This window comes from Priestia sp. 40 (assembly GCF_049368575.1).
Lineage (GTDB): Bacteria > Bacillota > Bacilli > Bacillales > Bacillaceae_H > Priestia > Priestia zanthoxyli.
The window spans coordinates 1-15,368 of the sequence record NZ_JBMPZA010000004.1 but is presented as its reverse complement, the minus strand read 5'-3'; the positions used below and the strand labels follow the sequence as shown (position 1 = coordinate 15,368).

The 15,368-nt window shown below is 36.8% G+C and carries 17 protein-coding genes and 1 pseudogene; 6 read left to right on the top strand and 12 right to left on the bottom strand.

Annotated elements, in window-relative coordinates; all coding sequences use genetic code 11:
• Window positions 1-362 precede the first annotated feature (362 nt).
• The 3 genes from ACO1DI_RS00405 to ACO1DI_RS00395 form a co-directional block, all read right to left on the bottom strand.
• The gene (locus ACO1DI_RS00405) at window positions 363-1,823 is read right to left on the bottom strand and encodes a protein adenylyltransferase SelO (protein WP_423144934.1); all 1,461 of its coding nucleotides are present in this window, start codon (window positions 1,821-1,823) and stop codon (window positions 363-365) included.
• 273 nt (window positions 1,824-2,096) lie between these two features.
• Window positions 2,097-3,554: a glycoside hydrolase family 32 protein gene (locus ACO1DI_RS00400; RefSeq protein WP_423144962.1), complete on the bottom strand. Its 1,458-nt coding sequence runs from the start codon at window positions 3,552-3,554 to the stop codon at window positions 2,097-2,099.
• 21 nt (window positions 3,555-3,575) lie between these two features.
• Window positions 3,576-4,817: an MFS transporter gene (locus ACO1DI_RS00395; RefSeq protein ID WP_423144933.1), complete on the bottom strand. Its 1,242-nt coding sequence runs from the start codon at window positions 4,815-4,817 to the stop codon at window positions 3,576-3,578.
• A gap of 325 nt (window positions 4,818-5,142) precedes the next feature.
• On the opposite strand from ACO1DI_RS00395, the gene ACO1DI_RS00390 reads away from it, so the two are divergent.
• Both ACO1DI_RS00390 and ACO1DI_RS00385 read left to right on the top strand, forming a co-directional pair.
• Window positions 5,143-6,126 carry a LacI family DNA-binding transcriptional regulator gene (locus ACO1DI_RS00390; RefSeq protein WP_423144932.1) on the top strand — a complete coding sequence of 328 codons (984 nt, stop codon included), beginning with the start codon at window positions 5,143-5,145 and terminating at the stop codon, window positions 6,124-6,126.
• A 90-nt stretch (window positions 6,127-6,216) separates the two neighbouring features.
• Window positions 6,217-6,426 (top strand): alpha/beta-type small acid-soluble spore protein, encoded by a 210-nt coding sequence (locus tag ACO1DI_RS00385; protein WP_013058452.1) that lies wholly within the window; start codon window positions 6,217-6,219, stop codon window positions 6,424-6,426.
• Between the two features lie 89 nt (window positions 6,427-6,515).
• On the opposite strand, the gene ACO1DI_RS00380 is transcribed toward ACO1DI_RS00385, so the two are convergent.
• The 3 genes from ACO1DI_RS00380 to ACO1DI_RS00370 all read right to left on the bottom strand — a co-directional run bounded on the left by ACO1DI_RS00380 (window position 6,516) and on the right by ACO1DI_RS00370 (window position 8,642).
• Complete coding sequence (locus tag ACO1DI_RS00380; protein WP_045291392.1) at window positions 6,516-6,716, bottom strand: hypothetical protein; 201 nt, start codon at window positions 6,714-6,716, stop codon at window positions 6,516-6,518.
• A gap of 162 nt (window positions 6,717-6,878) precedes the next feature.
• Window positions 6,879-7,100, bottom strand: coding sequence for a hypothetical protein (locus ACO1DI_RS00375; RefSeq protein ID WP_016763596.1), 222 nt, complete (start codon window positions 7,098-7,100; stop codon window positions 6,879-6,881).
• 156 nt (window positions 7,101-7,256) lie between these two features.
• Window positions 7,257-8,642: an amino acid permease gene (locus ACO1DI_RS00370; RefSeq protein ID WP_116737134.1), complete on the bottom strand. Its 1,386-nt coding sequence runs from the start codon at window positions 8,640-8,642 to the stop codon at window positions 7,257-7,259.
• Between the two features lie 466 nt (window positions 8,643-9,108).
• On the opposite strand from ACO1DI_RS00370, the gene ACO1DI_RS00365 reads away from it, so the two are divergent.
• On the top strand, window positions 9,109-9,840 hold the full coding sequence (locus ACO1DI_RS00365; protein ID WP_423144931.1) for a ZIP family metal transporter: 732 nt from the start codon (window positions 9,109-9,111) through the stop codon (window positions 9,838-9,840).
• A gap of 96 nt (window positions 9,841-9,936) precedes the next feature.
• Here the strand turns inward: ACO1DI_RS00365 and ACO1DI_RS00360 are convergent, their stop codons facing one another.
• A complete protein-coding gene (locus tag ACO1DI_RS00360; RefSeq protein ID WP_013056283.1) occupies window positions 9,937-10,161 on the bottom strand; it encodes a hypothetical protein in 225 nt (74 codons plus the stop codon).
• A 221-nt stretch (window positions 10,162-10,382) separates the two neighbouring features.
• Between ACO1DI_RS00360 and ACO1DI_RS00355 the strand changes: the two genes are divergently transcribed.
• Window positions 10,383-10,592 carry a KGG domain-containing protein gene (locus ACO1DI_RS00355; RefSeq protein ID WP_014460809.1) on the top strand — a complete coding sequence of 70 codons (210 nt, stop codon included), beginning with the start codon at window positions 10,383-10,385 and terminating at the stop codon, window positions 10,590-10,592.
• An 85-nt stretch (window positions 10,593-10,677) separates the two neighbouring features.
• On the opposite strand, the gene ACO1DI_RS00350 is transcribed toward ACO1DI_RS00355, so the two are convergent.
• The 3 genes from ACO1DI_RS00350 to ACO1DI_RS00340 form a co-directional block, all read right to left on the bottom strand.
• Window positions 10,678-11,094: a hypothetical protein gene (locus tag ACO1DI_RS00350; protein WP_116737616.1), complete on the bottom strand. Its 417-nt coding sequence runs from the start codon at window positions 11,092-11,094 to the stop codon at window positions 10,678-10,680.
• Window positions 11,095-11,325: 231 nt separating this feature from the next.
• The gene (locus ACO1DI_RS00345; RefSeq protein WP_014460813.1) at window positions 11,326-11,472 is read right to left on the bottom strand and encodes a hypothetical protein; all 147 of its coding nucleotides are present in this window, start codon (window positions 11,470-11,472) and stop codon (window positions 11,326-11,328) included.
• A gap of 68 nt (window positions 11,473-11,540) precedes the next feature.
• Complete coding sequence (locus ACO1DI_RS00340; protein ID WP_013056280.1) at window positions 11,541-11,681, bottom strand: hypothetical protein; 141 nt, start codon at window positions 11,679-11,681, stop codon at window positions 11,541-11,543.
• Between the two features lie 219 nt (window positions 11,682-11,900).
• On the opposite strand from ACO1DI_RS00340, the gene ACO1DI_RS00335 reads away from it, so the two are divergent.
• Together ACO1DI_RS00335 and ACO1DI_RS00330 are read left to right on the top strand one after the other, a co-directional pair.
• Window positions 11,901-13,574: a ribonuclease J gene (locus ACO1DI_RS00335; RefSeq protein ID WP_423144930.1), complete on the top strand. Its 1,674-nt coding sequence runs from the start codon at window positions 11,901-11,903 to the stop codon at window positions 13,572-13,574.
• A gap of 227 nt (window positions 13,575-13,801) precedes the next feature.
• Window positions 13,802-13,954: a YpzG family protein gene (locus ACO1DI_RS00330; RefSeq protein ID WP_014460817.1), complete on the top strand. Its 153-nt coding sequence runs from the start codon at window positions 13,802-13,804 to the stop codon at window positions 13,952-13,954.
• Window positions 13,955-13,997: 43 nt separating this feature from the next.
• Here the strand turns inward: ACO1DI_RS00330 and ACO1DI_RS00325 are convergent, their stop codons facing one another.
• Both ACO1DI_RS00325 and ACO1DI_RS00320 read right to left on the bottom strand, forming a co-directional pair.
• Window positions 13,998-14,138, bottom strand: coding sequence for a hypothetical protein (locus tag ACO1DI_RS00325; RefSeq protein WP_013082476.1), 141 nt, complete (start codon window positions 14,136-14,138; stop codon window positions 13,998-14,000).
• A 70-nt stretch (window positions 14,139-14,208) separates the two neighbouring features.
• Window positions 14,209-15,368: pseudogene (locus ACO1DI_RS00320) on the bottom strand (amino acid permease); the annotation flags it as partial.

The window sequence follows — 15,368 nt, the reverse complement described above, 5'->3', positions numbered from 1 at the left end:
TTTTAATTAAATCGGCAAATTCATCATCATATTTAACCTACTATTCTTTTATAAGCTTTCCTACAGCTATTAAAGTAACAAATTTTCAAGAAAATATCGTTAATGTATTTTTTGTGAAATAGTGGAATAATTTATTATATAATAGTTTCTACTGGTAATAATAAGAGACAAAAGAATTAGGTAATACCTTTTTATTTCGATTCTTTTATACTATTAAATTTTATACAGCTCTTCCTAAGGAATCGCTATCATTTCAATTAATCAATAATACATTTTTCAGAAAATCAAAAAGGGCTCTTTATAAAGAGCCCTTTTTGATGTCATTTATGCTGCCTTTAAATAGCTGTTCTTATTTAAATGAATCAAGTTCCGCAGTACGTTTGATAAGGCTGATTAGACGGAGCAGACGGTGTACAATACTCTGGCTGACCCGGAGATTCATATGGGCTAGAAAGCACTTGTAGAAGGGTTTCCATGACGCTGTAGTCTTCTTTTTGTGCTGCGTCTAACGCTTCTTCCACTCGGTGATTTCGAGGAATGACAGCCGGATTATTATTTTTCATAAGCTCTTGTGACTCCGCTTTAGATTGTTGTTGTCTACCTAGTCTTTTCTGCCATAGCTCATGCCACTGTGCAAATTCTTCGCTTTCAAACAGATCACTATTTCCTATTTTATCGAAAGTTAATTCACGAAACGTATTTGTATAGTCAGCTTTATAGGTTTTCATTATTGTAAGAAGCTCTTGGAATAATGCTTCATCTTCTTTTTCTTCGTTAAAAAGCCCAAGTTTAGCCTGCATACCTGCCAGCCAGTTTTCCCGATAGAATTTTGGAAATTCCGTCACGGCGCTTTGCGCTATTTCAACTGCTTTTTCTATATCTTGATCCAATAGCGGTAATAAAGCTTCAGCAAATCTCGCAAGATTCCACCCTGTAATGCCTGGTTGATTTTGATATGCATAGCGCCCTTGTACATCAATTGAACTAAATACAGTTTCTGGATCATAGGTATCCATAAATGCACATGGTCCATAATCAATTGTTTCTCCACTGATTGTCATATTATCCGTATTCATAACCCCGTGGATAAAACCAATAAGCTGCCATTTAGCAACTAGGGTAGCGTGACGCTTAATCACTTCTTGAAGCAATGATAAATATTTTTTTTCATTCTTTTCTATGTGGGAAAAGTGACGTTCTAATGCATAGTCAGCTAAAGCTTGAAGGTTTTCGACCGTTCCCCATTTTGCAGCGAATTGAAATGTACCAAAACGAAGGTGACTGGAAGCTACACGCGTCAAAATCGCCCCCGGCAGTTCTTTTTCACGAACAATGGATTCGCCTGTTATTACGACTGCTAGGCTCCGAGTAGTTGGAATACCAAGAGCATGCATGGCCTCACTAATAATATACTCACGCAGCATAGGTCCTAGAGCTGCCCGGCCGTCTCCTCCTCGGGAATATGGAGTTCGGCCTGAGCCTTTAAGCTGAAGGTCTACTTTCTCACCTGAAGGCGTAACTTGCTCCCCTATCAGCATAGCCCGGCCGTCTCCTAGCATGTTAAAGTGGCCAAATTGATGTCCCCCATAAGCTTGTGCAAGCGGGAAAGCACCTTTTGGGACACTGTTTCCAGCTAAAATGCTAACTCCTTCTTGGCTTTGCAGCTGTTCTTTTTGTAACCCTAGAGATGCGGCTAAAGAGTCGTTAAATTTGACTATTTTAGGTGAACTTACTGGATTAGGATTAAGAGGCGTAAAAAAGATGTTTGGTAACTCCGCATAGCTATTACGTAAATTCCATCCTGTTTCTTTTTGATTAGTCATCGTATCTCCTTTTCTTTTTGTGTCTTAAAACATAACTCTTTTCTTTACTGATCGTGGTTTTATACGCGCAGTAGCCCTGCTCTATCCTGCTTTCTTTTGGGCATCTTAGAGCAGGGCGATTTCTCTTTCATTCATTATCTCTTTTACTATTATATCGTATTTGCTCGTACTTTTAATCTAAAGTGCCTTATTCATTTATATACCTCCACTTTGTTGACGAGCTATTAAATGCTCAAAAAAGAAGAAGTATTAATATACTTCTTCCTCTGTATTTTACCCCCAAATATCTTTTAAATTCCAATACGTTAACTCTTTTACGATTACGTCTCCTCCTTCAGTAAATAACTCAATTCCAAGCCTGCTTTCTTTTGGGTAAATACGGCTCGTCATGGTCGCTTGTCCTTCGTTTGCAAATACTTCAATGGAAGAACGATCCACAAATATTCGTAAAGCTAGTGTCTCACCTGCTTGTAACGCTACTTTCCTAACTCCATCTTCTTTTCCCGAGTGAGTACAGTCAAGCAATAGCTTTTGCTCATTGAGGTTATAACACATAAGCGTTTCTTCGTTGTTTATTCCACGAATTTTTATTCCTACTGATGAAGCTTGGCAGTCCGCTAAATCAAATACAGCTTGTATCTCTAGCAAGTCTTCATTTACTTCTACTACATAGCTTTCAGAAAGAGCTTTATTGGTTAGCATATTATATTGAGTCTTCCGAAGTGATGTAAGCTCTTGGACGGGGTTCATTAACACTTTATCCTCTCTTAAAGTTAGTTCTCTCGGAAGCGTTAGCGCACCGCACCATCCATCTTTTTTAGTTGGCATATTGGCTTCCCACATGTCCATCCATCCAATTGCAATTCGTCTTCCTTTATCATCTAAAAGCGTTTGAACAGCATAAAAATCGTGGCCGTGATCTAATTCAGTAAATGACCCATGATGAAATGTATTAGTTTTATAACTATATTCTCCAACTAAATATCCTGTTTGAAAAAGGTTTTGATAGGAATCGCCTTTTGCTTCTATCCCTTGAGGAGAAATCATTAAAACATGTTTTCCGTCTAACTCAAAGAAGTCCGGACACTCCCACATGTACCCTAGACTCCCATCGCTTTTAGCAAGGACGCCAACATATTCCCATTTTCGTAAATTTGAAGAGCGGTATAAGATAACACGTCCTTCTTGTTTCTTTGTTGAGTTTCCTAGAATCATATACCAGAAATCCTCGTGCTTCCATACTTTAGGATCTCGAAAATGATGAGAGCTATCTGCCGGTGGCTCAGCAATAACTGGGTTGACCTCTGCTTTTTCAAAGGTAATGCCGTCTTTACTAACAGCTATATTTTGGTTTTGAAAAAAAGTATCCAGTTCTTTGTCTATATAATTATGTCCTGTATAAATTAGCGTAAGCTCTCCTTCGTTATCCACGGCACTTCCAGAAAAACATCCATCTTTATCAAATGTATCTCCAGGAGCTAAAGCAATCGGTAAATGCTGCCAATGAACAAGATCTTTGCTTTTTACATGTCCCCAATGCATCGGCCCCCAATTCTCGTCATAAGGATGATGTTGATAAAAAACATGATATTCTCCTTTATACTGAACCAGCCCATTAGGATCATTAATCCAGTTCGCTGGCGCCATAATATGATAACCTAACCGATATTGATGATTTACCTTTTTCTCTGCTTCATTTAATGAATTTTGAGCTTGCTCGATTTTATTTATCGTTAACATTATCATATCCCCCTATATAATCTGCGTGTTTTCTTGTACATCTTTTCTTATAAACTTATGTTTTTTAGAGTTTAGTAGTGTAAACATGGAAATAACGTTAAATACCAAAACCATTCCACCCATAATTAAATAGGTACGAGAAAAACCTACGCTATCATATAATCCTCCCGCTATGGGTGAAAGAACGGAAGCACCTATTTGTGAAGCGAATTGGAATCCAACCAAATAAAGTATAGAAGATAGGCGCGTGTCAAAGTTAGCTGCCAAATATTTAAAGATGGCAATGAGCATAATAGGAAGTTCTAATGCATGAATAAGCTTCATCGAAGATATTCCAATTGGACCTACCACAAGTCCTGACCCAATAATACGAAATCCCATTAGAAATCCTGCTAAAATCAAACTATTTTTTGCACCGATCTTATTTACAATAAAGGGTGCTGCGAACATCATTCCAGCTTCTAAAAATACTTGAAATGAATTTAAGTAGCCAAATACTTGGTTACCTATCGATTCAGTAGGAAACAAAGATGCATAATAGATAGGAAATTGCTGATCGTATACTCCATATACGCACGTAACGCCAACAACATAAATCATAAAAAACCAAAATTCCTTCAATAAGAATAAATTACCTACATCTCTCAGCGTGACGGATTCAGCTTTTTCCATTTCATAGCTGCTCATTTCTACCTTCACAGAAAAAATAATAGCCACTAGGATAACCGCTGAAACGGATGCCACCCAAAAATTAATATGAGGATTAATATTAAATAGTTGTCCTGCAAAGAATGTAGCTGCAGCCCAGCCTAATGACCCCCACATTCTAGATTTCCCGTACTCAAATTTATATTTTCGGCTGACTTTCTCTATGTATGTTTCAATCGCTCCGATGCCCGCCAAAAACGCTACTCCTAAATATAATCCTCCAATAATAGCTCCTATTAACACATTGTATTGAAGCAAAGGTCCATAAACAAAAATATAAAATGGTCCTACAAACACTAAAAGACAGCTAATAAAAAATAAAACGTGTTTCTTTAAACCTATCCTGTCAGATATATATCCGTACAAAGGCTGCATACACAAAGCAAAGATAGCGTTTACAGAAAAGATTAAGCCTGTTGCTGATCCGTTCAACTTAATCTCTTGCCCTAACCAGATAGAAAATAAAGAGTAGCTTGACGACCACGTAAAAAAGAAGAAGAAAAAATATGCACTCAGCTTCCAATATAAACTTTTTGAACTTTTCATTTTAGTTACCCCTTTAGCTTAAGATATAAAATCTTTTATCTAACAAAATGAAAGCACTTTCAAATTTGATTTTATGTCAACCGGTTTCATATGTCAACCGGTTTCACATTTTATATTGAAAAAAGATGTATTAGGCGTAAAAGTGGGCTTTGTGGTATGTTTAAATTGTTCAATAAACCGTTTACAATCCTTACATAGATTTTATGTATCGAAATAAAACATATCGACTGGAAAGCTGCTTGCTTGATTGCATTTATTTTAAGGCTTTTACATAACTGATATATACTATAAAAGCAAGGTTTTGGAGAAATTAGGAGGAAACTAGATGAAAGCCAAAATTAGTGATGTAGCAAAAATTGCAGGTGTTTCACCGACTACAGTTTCTCGTGTATTAAATAACCGTGGTTACATAAGCAAAGAAACGCGAGAAAATGTTTATAAAGCAATGAAAGAAATTAATTATTTCCCAAATGATATTGCGCGTTCATTATTTAATAAGCGAACAAATTTAATCGGTATGATTGTCCCGCAAACGAGCAACCCTTTTTTCGGAGAGTTAGCCTTTCACATTGAAAGCATATGTGCTTCCCTTAACTACAAAGTACTTCTTTGTAACAGTCTGAATCGAATTGATAAAGAAAAAAAATACGTAGAAATGCTTATCAGAAATCAGGTAGACGGTGTTATTGCCGTTACTTATAACAGAGGTATTTTTGATTCCGAAAGTCAAAGCCTTCCTGTAGTAGCAGTTGATCATTATTTATCAAAAGATATTCCTACCGTATCTTCTGATAACTATTCTGGAGGAGAACAAGCCACGGAATTGCTTATTTCAAAAGATTGTAAGCATATTATTCATATTAACGGTCCCCTTAAACTTGAAACTCCAGCTAACTTAAGAAGGAAAGCTTATGAAAACGTGATGAAACAGTACGGAAAACAGCCTATCACGTATGAGATTTCAAATACCTTTGACCGCAACATTCAGCGAGAAACTATTTCTAAGGTTTTTGAAGAACATCCGGAAGTAGATGGTATTTTTGCAAGCAATGACTTACTTGCAGCTTTAGTAGTTGCTGAAGCACAAAAAAGAGGAAAAAGCATCCCAAAAGATTTAAAAATCGTGGGCTATGATGGAACGGAAGCCAGTCAGACTTTGTTACCTGGTCTAACTACAATTCAACAGCCCATTGAATCGATTGCTCAAACAGCCATTGATATTTTACTAAAAGAAATTGAAGGAGAATTTAGTAATGTCCCCCGTGAAATCTGTCTTCCAGTTAAGCTTCTAGAAGGGCAAACAACGTAAAAATACGTTTTTTATAAAATAAATATCAGTTTTTTGCATATTCTTCTTCCTTTATTCACACCTTAACGTTACAGAAAGGAGTTGAATACAATGGCAAACAATAAAAGCAGCAATAATAATGAATTATTAGTATACGGAGCTGAACAAGCAATCGATCAAATGAAATATGAAATCGCTAGCGAGTTCGGAGTAAATTTAGGAGCTGACACTACTGCACGTGCAAACGGATCAGTAGGCGGCGAAATCACAAAACGTCTTGTACAATTAGCTGAGCAACAACTAGGCGGCGGACGTTTCTAAGACAATTTCATACACACCATGACTTAAGGAAGAATGGATATCCATTCTTCCTTTTCATATATTTAATTTCCATCTTTATATAAAAATTATTATTGCTCATCCTCTTTACTGACTGATTTTGTTTTTCCTTTCTTTAGTACAGCACTGATTCCTAAACAACAGACAGCTGCTATCCATCCGGAGATGAGAAAATAAACGGAAGTATTTGCAAAGAGTGTACCTATTAAAATAAACAGGCCTCCGAGAATAATAAAAAGGACGTGACCTTCACCATTTTTTTTCACCTTCATCACCTCTCCCCTACCTACGTATACAAACTACTGTTCAGATACAAAAGAAACTTCTTGATAAACAAGAAGTTTTCTTACGTCCGTTTCTTTTTCAATAGAAAATAAAGATGTTTTCTTTTTATTTATTCAACAAAACCACTCAATATTCTTCTCAATTACGTGCTATTCAATAATTTCTCCTGTTTTATACTCTTTCATAAATACATCAATAACATCTCCTGCTTCCTCGTTCTCCTCCTGCATTTGAACGAGTATTTCGTTTTGTGCATTTACCGAAAGAATTCTGACATCCGACATTCGGTTTATGTCCAGCTGCAGTTCCAAATCTTTGGCAACTTCATCAGCTTTTAGTGAATCTTTGATAATATATCTGTGACTTCTCACGACATTCGCTCCTTTACGTTATATGAACGAATATAGTTTATCCAAACTATCACTACACAATGACATTTTTTCTTATGTCTTTTATTTAAACAAAACAAAAAAACGGCTTTTATCAGCCGTTTTTTTGTTTTGCTTTTCGATTATGAAAAAGCATATTTATTTCTTTATTTGACCGTTCTCTGTCTCAGGTATCATACGTTTATTTATTCCGAATGCGTAAAAACTAATGACAACGAGAGCGAGGAAGATAACTCCTACAATAAGTGAAATACGCGTTTCATCATTAAACCACATGCCTACAAGCACCATTAGTAGAAAAGCAATGGTTACATAGTTCGTTACAGGCGCAAAAGGCATTTTGAAAGGATGACTATCCATTTCAGCACCTTTAGCTTTACGGAAACGAATTTGGCTGATAAGAATAATGAACCAAGGAATCATTCCAGGAAGCACGCTAGCACTGTATACATAAACAAATACATTAGGTGGAGCGATGTAGTTTAAAATAACACCAATTACTAATCCAATCATAACAGCGAGCGTACTGTAAATTGGAACGCCGTTGCGAGAAATTTTTGTAAAGAATTTAGGTGCTTGACCGTTTACACCGAGCGTATAAAGCATGCGCCCTGCACTAAAAATTCCGCTATTGCAGCCTGACATCGCTGCCGTAATGACTACAAAGTTAATGATACCTGCAGCTGCCGTAACACCAACTTTAGCAAATGTAGATACAAATGGACTTCCTAAAGAATCTAACTCATTCCAAGGATATACCGTCACGATGACGAAAATAGCTCCAATATAAAAAATTAAAATGCGCCAGATGATGCTTTGAATTGCGTTTCTTAACGTTTTTTTAGGGTCCTTTGCTTCACCAGCTGTAATCCCAATTAGCTCGACTCCTTGATAAGCTGCAATAACAAGAGATAGCGCGAAGAAAAAGCCTGACCATCCGCCTGCAAAGAAGCCTCCATGTGCCCAAAGGTTTGATAATCCGATTGCGTCTCCCCCGTTTCCAAATCCAAAGAAAATTAATCCAAGTCCTGCGATAATCATTAAAATAATCGTTACAATTTTAATCATCGCAAACCAAAATTCAAACTCTCCAAATGATTTCACTGAAACTAAGTTTGCTGTGCCTAAAATCAACATGGCGATAATACCTGGTACCCAAGCAGGTAGATGTGGGAACCAGTAATGCATATATGCTCCTACCGCTATAATTTCGGACATCCCTACGATTACAAATTGAAACCAGTTGCTCCACGCAGCCATATAACCTGCTAATGGATGAATATATTTGTGGCCAAATGTAGCGAATGAACCTGTGCTTGGTTCCATGTACAGCATTTCGCCCATGGCACGCATAATAAAGAAAATAAACATTCCGCAGATTGCGTAAGCAAGCAATACCGATGGACCTGTCCATTGGATGGTGCTTGCTGATCCCATAAATAATCCAACGCCAATTGTTCCGCCTAGCGCGATCATTTGAATGTGACGGGATTCTAAGCCTCTTTTTAGCTCTTTGTCTGCCATTCCATTTCCTCCTCCTAAACTTGTTATAGCTCTGTTAGGAAAGATACTTTTTGTGTCTGATGGAACAGCTATCGTTTTTAAAACCTTCCATTTTTACCTAGTACCTTTACAACTAAACTATTTTTTCTATTTTTAGCTATTCGACTGTATAATTACTTATTTTATAATAATAAATTTCCCCCAGAAACACAATTGTTTTTTTCAGAAAAACACTTAAGTAAACCATTTACCTTTGTCAAATCAGTCATCTTCGTAAAATAGTTTTTTATTTCAGTATAATTAAAATTTTATGAATATTAAAAATAAATATAGGCTCAGCTTGGATGTTGGAACACTCTCTTTCTCAAGGATAACAAAATGAAACCACTACTTAATCGAATAAATTCCTTTCTTATACTTTTACGTTTTTTCTTTCTTTTCTTAGGGAATTTATCCATAGAAAATAGAGATGAGGAGGGATTTTTCCATGTGGCAAGCTGCGATGTGGGGCGGAATTTCAGGATCAGCTGTCCTTCTTGGGGCTTTGGCAGCAGTTTTTTTACCTATCGGCAAAAAGATAATTGGTTATATTATGGCTTTTGGGACGGGTGTATTAATTGGAGCATCTACCTATGAGCTGCTTGGAGACTCAGTTCATAGCGGCGGGTTAAAAGTCACTTCTCTTGGATTCCTTGCGGGGGCTGTCTTTTTTACTTGTTTAGACTATCTAATTTCACGTCAAGGAGCGAATAAAAGAAAGAGGTCTACAAAACAAATGGCCGCGAATAGTTCTGGAATTGCTATATTTATAGGAACCGTAATGGATGCAATCCCAGAGTCAACTATGATTGGAGCTAGCTTAATTGAAAATGCAACCGTTAGCTGGCTTCTTGTTATCGCTATTTTTATAAGTAACATTCCTGAAGGACTGTCCAGTACGGCCGGTCTAGTAAAAAGCGGATTCTCTAAAAAGAAAATTTTTTTACTATGGGCAGCTGTTTTGTTCATTTCAGCTTTTAGCTCATGGACAGGATTTGTTTTTTTAGATCATGCATCTGAACCACTTATGGCTGCTATTGCTGCTTTTGCAGGCGGCGGTATTATTGCTATGGTAGGTTCTACAATGATGCCAGAGGCCTATGAAGACGGAGGGTCTATTACAGGATTGATTGCTGCACTTGGATTACTTGCTTCACTGATACTGGATCATTTTTCTTAATCGTCTTCATACTACTTTTATCGTTTCCAAGTAGAAAACAGAAAGCCTTCTACTTGGAGACATTTATCTCAATCACATCATTATGAATGTGTCTTCTTAATAAGTAAAATCATAGTTTTCCTTTATTTCCCGAGTAAAAGCTTTCCAATCCGTAGCTTCAAATTCTGCATTGCGTGCTTTTAACTCTTTTTCCATTCCTTGAATCTCTTGAACAGCTTCTATAGTTCTTTCACTTCCTGGCCCTACTCTCCAAATTAATTCTTTGTATTCTTGTATTTTCTGTCGCAGCGAAGCGTTATCCATTTCTACATATTTTGACATGTTTCTAAGCTCCTTTTTCTTATTTCTATTAACCATATCATATTTCATATAAATTTTTTTGAGATTAACTTTAACTTACTAAATACTGCTATACAGGACTTTGCGGCCTGCTAGTTTTGAGAAAAATCTAATTTTTAGAAAAAAATATAAAATAACCAGTTTAATCCTTTTTTGGCCGGGAAGACAGACTATGAATTCAAATTTATTAGGAGGGATGCAAGATGGCAACTAATAAAAAGAATGACAAAATGAGTCGTGAGGAAGCAGGAAGAAAAGGTGGAAAAGCTACTTCCAAAAATCATGACAAAGAGTTTTACCAAGAAATTGGTGAAAAAGGCGGAGAAGCTACTTCCAAAAATCAAGGTAAAGAATTTTACGAGGAAATTGGAAAAAAAGGCGGCAGATCCAGCAACAGCCAGCGTAATAATTAACTAATATTTGAAGTATATAAAAAACTCGAGGAAGAAAAGTTCCTTATAGATAGTAATAGTACAAGCTACAGGAACTTTTCTTCTTCTAACTAATCTTTTCCATCTCCTTACGGTAATGGGCTAACGATTCATCTTTGACGGATGAGAATAGCTCTGAATCAATAAAAGGAATCAATTTCTCTCCTATCTCCCAAGCATTACATTCGATTTGATACAAAAGCCATATATCTTCTGTTTGATCAAATTTTGCACTCAAAGATAAAAGGTCTTCATCTAGCGCATGACCTAATTCATGAGCTAAAATAATCCATTGATAAGATTCTAAACACTCATTTGAACCAAACAAGTGCCGACACTGTATTTTAATATCTTTGTCATATAAAAAAATAGAATGCGTGCTAGGGACATACTTTCCGCCTACACACCGCGTTCCAGGAAACTCATCTTCAATAACTAGCTTTATTGTTGGATCTACTCCATGAACAAGATCATGTAAATTCATAAAATCCCCCACTTCTTTTCTCCAAACTTTAACTTTTTTCCAAAAATACATATACAGATTTACCATTATGCATACGTTTATCTAAAATAACGTATGTATGGTTTTTTTTCAATATGTACACAGCTATATATAAAAAAAGCAAGCATAGCTGCTTGCTTTTTTATGTATGAAAGCGGTGCTTCAACTTTTAAATTGCCCACTTATCCTTACAGTTTTATATGTAAAATTTTATTAACGATAACGACTTGAATATTCGAGAATGCTGCGCAGCATTTGACGTGTACTCTGTGATTCATTTGTACGTTCTTTATATTCAAGAGGACGACTAGGCGTTGACTTATTTTCTTTTTTATACTGAGAATTTTTGTGTTCTGACACGTTTTTTCACTTCCCTATCTCTATTTTATCCAGAGCAGCTCAAAGCTGCTCTTTTGTCTGTCACTCTTTTATTTGTTATGACGGCTTACTTTTGCTTTTTGAAGCTCATCTGTATGAATATCGTTTGATAAAATACTTTTATTCACATTATCGACAGCTGCTGCACTGCTGCTGACTCCTTGGTTTGTGCTTTTATTTTGTTTACTCATTCCATCCACCTCCATGTGTAACGTCTATATTTTATGGAGTTATAAAAAGAAAATAAGAGGTAGTATTAGGAAAATGACCTTCTTTTCTTTTTGCTTGCATCCCTCACATTGAATAAAAAATAAAATCTCCATGTTTAACAGAATGCACCAGAAATAAATGTTCATACTATAGAGTAGAAATTCTGCATATTTATTTTGAAAATATAGGAGGAAATAAGTGTGAGTACAAATAGAAACACACTATCCATTTTTGCTTTAGGCGGCATTAATGAAATAGGAAAAAATATGTATGCCGTTCAATATGATGATGACATCATTGTAATTGACTGCGGCTCTAAATTTCCTGACGAAAGTTTATTAGGAATTGATTTGATCATACCTGATATTACATACTTACAAGAGAATCGAGAAAAAGTTCGAGCACTGGTTGTTACGCATGGTCATGAAGATCATATTGGAGGTATTCCTTATCTTCTAAAACAGTTAAGCCTCCCCATTTATGCAACAAGCCTTACACTCGGGTTAATCGATATTAAACTGCAGGAACATCACTTATCTGCTGAGACGGAGCTTATTGAAATCAACGAAGAGTCAGAAATTACATTAGGCAATATTCCGCTTTCTTTTTTTAAAACGAATCACAGCATTCCAGATTGTCTTGGAATTGTCTTTCATACGCCTGAAGGAGCTGTGGTTCATACGGGGGATTTTAAGTTTGATTTAACTCCTGTTAACGACCAATATCCAGATCTTCATAAAATGGCGAAAATCGGCAGTGAAGGTGTACTAGCTTTAATATCAGAAAGTACAAATGCTGAACGCCCTGGATTTACGCCTTCAGAAAAGCTAGTTGGCAAACATGTAGAAGAAGCTTTTCGTAAAGCAAAGCGAAAAGTGATTATTTCTACTTTCGCCTCGAATGTTAACCGCGTACAGCAAATTGTAGATGCAGCGATTAAAACGAACAGAAAGCTTGCGCTGCTAGGAAGAAGCATGGTTAACGTTGTATCAGTTGCGTTAGAGAAAGGGTATTTAACCATTCCTGAAGGAATGCTGATTGAACCTTATGAAGTACATTCACTTGCGCCTGAACGAGTCGCTATACTCTGCACTGGAAGCCAAGGCGAGCCGATGGCCGCTTTATCTAGATTAGCCAGCGGAAATCACCGACAAGTAGAGATTCTTCCTGAAGACACGGTCATTTTATCAGCAGGGCCAATTCCTGGCAATGAGCGTAATATCTCTCGTATTGTCGACAGTCTTTTCACACTCGGGGCTCATGTGATTTATGGTTCAGGAAGCGCAACAGGGATGCACGTATCAGGACATGGATATCAAGAAGAACTAAAATTAATGGCTACATTAATGAAACCAAAGTATTTTATCCCGATTCACGGTGAGTTTCGTATGCTTCATCACCACAGCTTATTAGCAGAATCCGTCGGGGTGGAAAAAGAGAACATTTTTATTATAAATAACGGTGATATTGTTGACATCAAGGGCGGAACAGCTGTTCAAACAAGAAGAATCCCTGCAGGCAATGTATATGTAGATGGGTTTGGCATTGGGGATGTTGGCAACGCGATTTTACGTGACCGCAAACAGCTTTCAGAAGATGGCATGCTGGTTATTGTGATTACTTTAAATAAAACGGAAGGGAAAATTGTGTCTGGTCCAGATACCATTTCACGAGGCTTTGTTTATACAAGAGATTCAGAGCAGTTATTGAAAGATGTTAATCGACAAGTGACTAAAATTGTAAATCAATTGCAAAAAGCGCACGTTCACCAATGGAACATTATGAAAAAAGAAATTAAGACCACCCTTGGACAGTTCTTATATAACCAAACGAAAAGAAGACCTATGATTCTTCCCATCATTATTGAAGTTTAATCCCTCCAGCAAAAACTGCCTTAGTCCCCACTAAGGCAGTTTTTCCCTTATAAATCCGAAGCTTAACCCAAAGTTAGAAGTTGCCTTCTGTAGTTTATGAGTAGGCACTGCTTTTATATGTATGGTTAAAAGTGTTAGGTGTATTTCTTCTTTTTTACCCCATTCTATAAGAGAGATATTTCACCGCAAATATCTTGTGAAAGTATCCTATCCTTGAGGTGATTATGATGAATGATAAAAATCATGTAGATCAGCATTCAGAACTATTCCGCCACAACTGGACGAGACCGAAGCGTTCAAAGTCCCAAGTAAATGGACATACAGAGATGTCTCAAACGAACATCATCTTGCGAAGTAATGCAAAAGCTCATCGTTGGTAAGGATACACTTCAACAAAAAAAGACGCGAACGCGTCTTTTTTTGTTATTGGCCGTCTGCTCCGCTTTGAGTTATCTTGCGAATATGACCATCTTCATAATTATTTTCTCGTAGCGCTTTTGCTTTGTCATCTACTACTTGTTTTTGATCTACTTGTGAAGAAGGAGTCTGCTTGTTTTTTGGCACGATCATAACCACCTTTTATTTTTGTAATTGTACAACGTGCATAGTGTCCCTCATAAAGATTAAATATATGTTAGCTAGCAGCTTCTTCTTCTTTCCACTTATGGCGCAGTTTTAAAATAACAAGGCTTATAACAATTAAAAAGCCTAAGCTTGCAAAGAAACCTGGCCTGCTTGCAGATTCTAACAGCGTACCGCTTACTGCTAGCAGGATTAATAAGAGGCCAACAGCTTGTTTTACTTTATCCCAAACGGTTTGTTTGATTAAGCGATGAAACGAAATTAAAATAAAAAACCAGTTATAAATCAGCATCAGTCCAGCTGCTGTTGTAATGTACTCATAAATTTTCCCGGGCAATAGCAAGGAAAGAACAATAGAAACAACTAATCCCGCTGTTGTTAAAAGTAAAGCCGGTAAAGGAAACTGCAGCTTTTTCTGTTTTTGTTTTGAAAACAATGCAGGAGCATCTCCATCTTCTGAAAGAGTGACAATCATTGTTGTTACGGAAAAAAAAGACGCTGACATCGTTGAGAAACCCGCAATAATCATTGCTCCATTAAAAACATGAGGGAAAAATGGAAGATGATATGTTTCTAAAGCCGTTATAAATGGACTTTGATTTCCATGAAAATCATGAAATGGCACAATTAAAATAGCTAAACTCAGTGAAACAATATAAATAATTCCAAGGAGAATAAGCATACTTCTTCCCGCTTTCGGTGCGTCTTCTTTTTTTCTAAACGAACCGTCATGATTCCCATGACTTCGATGCCGCCGAAAGCATAAAAGGCATAAAGCAAAGCGCCCCATAAACCTAAAAATCCATGAGGAAATACTTCACTTATCGTTCGCGGCACTCCTTGTTTGGCACCTTCATCAAGAAATCCAAATAAAGCGAGACTAGCTAATATAATAAACATTAAAATAGCAGCCACTTTTGTGACAGCAAATACATTTTCCATTCGTTCAAAACCTTTTGTTCCAATTAATACAACAGCAATGCCTAAAACAGCATAAATAGAGGCAAAGACCCACAGTGGAATATCTTCAAACCAAAAACGTGTAAAAAGAGATAAAGCCGTGAGTTGACTCCCCATGATCAGCATCTCTGAGCTCCAGTATACCCATCCGCTGCTAAATCCTGCCCATCTTCCATAAGCTTTTTTAGCATAGGAGCGAAACGAACCTTTTTGAGGATCTTGGGCACTCATTTTAGCAAGCGCCTCAAATAA

Coding starts and splice junctions, on each gene's coding strand:
- ACO1DI_RS00405 (WP_423144934.1), bottom strand. CDS start 1,823: ATGACTAATCAAAAAGAAACAGGATGGAATTTACGTAATAGCTATGCG.
- ACO1DI_RS00395 (WP_423144933.1), bottom strand. CDS start 4,817: ATGAAAAGTTCAAAAAGTTTATATTGGAAGCTGAGTGCATATTTTTTC.
- ACO1DI_RS00390 (WP_423144932.1), top strand. CDS start 5,143: ATGAAAGCCAAAATTAGTGATGTAGCAAAAATTGCAGGTGTTTCACCG.
- ACO1DI_RS00385 (WP_013058452.1), top strand. CDS start 6,217: ATGGCAAACAATAAAAGCAGCAATAATAATGAATTATTAGTATACGGA.
- ACO1DI_RS00380 (WP_045291392.1), bottom strand. CDS start 6,716: ATGAAGGTGAAAAAAAATGGTGAAGGTCACGTCCTTTTTATTATTCTC.
- ACO1DI_RS00370 (WP_116737134.1), bottom strand. CDS start 8,642: ATGGCAGACAAAGAGCTAAAAAGAGGCTTAGAATCCCGTCACATTCAA.
- ACO1DI_RS00365 (WP_423144931.1), top strand. CDS start 9,109: ATGTGGCAAGCTGCGATGTGGGGCGGAATTTCAGGATCAGCTGTCCTT.
- ACO1DI_RS00360 (WP_013056283.1), bottom strand. CDS start 10,161: ATGTCAAAATATGTAGAAATGGATAACGCTTCGCTGCGACAGAAAATA.
- ACO1DI_RS00355 (WP_014460809.1), top strand. CDS start 10,383: ATGGCAACTAATAAAAAGAATGACAAAATGAGTCGTGAGGAAGCAGGA.
- ACO1DI_RS00350 (WP_116737616.1), bottom strand. CDS start 11,094: ATGAATTTACATGATCTTGTTCATGGAGTAGATCCAACAATAAAGCTA.
- ACO1DI_RS00340 (WP_013056280.1), bottom strand. CDS start 11,681: ATGAGTAAACAAAATAAAAGCACAAACCAAGGAGTCAGCAGCAGTGCA.
- ACO1DI_RS00330 (WP_014460817.1), top strand. CDS start 13,802: ATGAATGATAAAAATCATGTAGATCAGCATTCAGAACTATTCCGCCAC.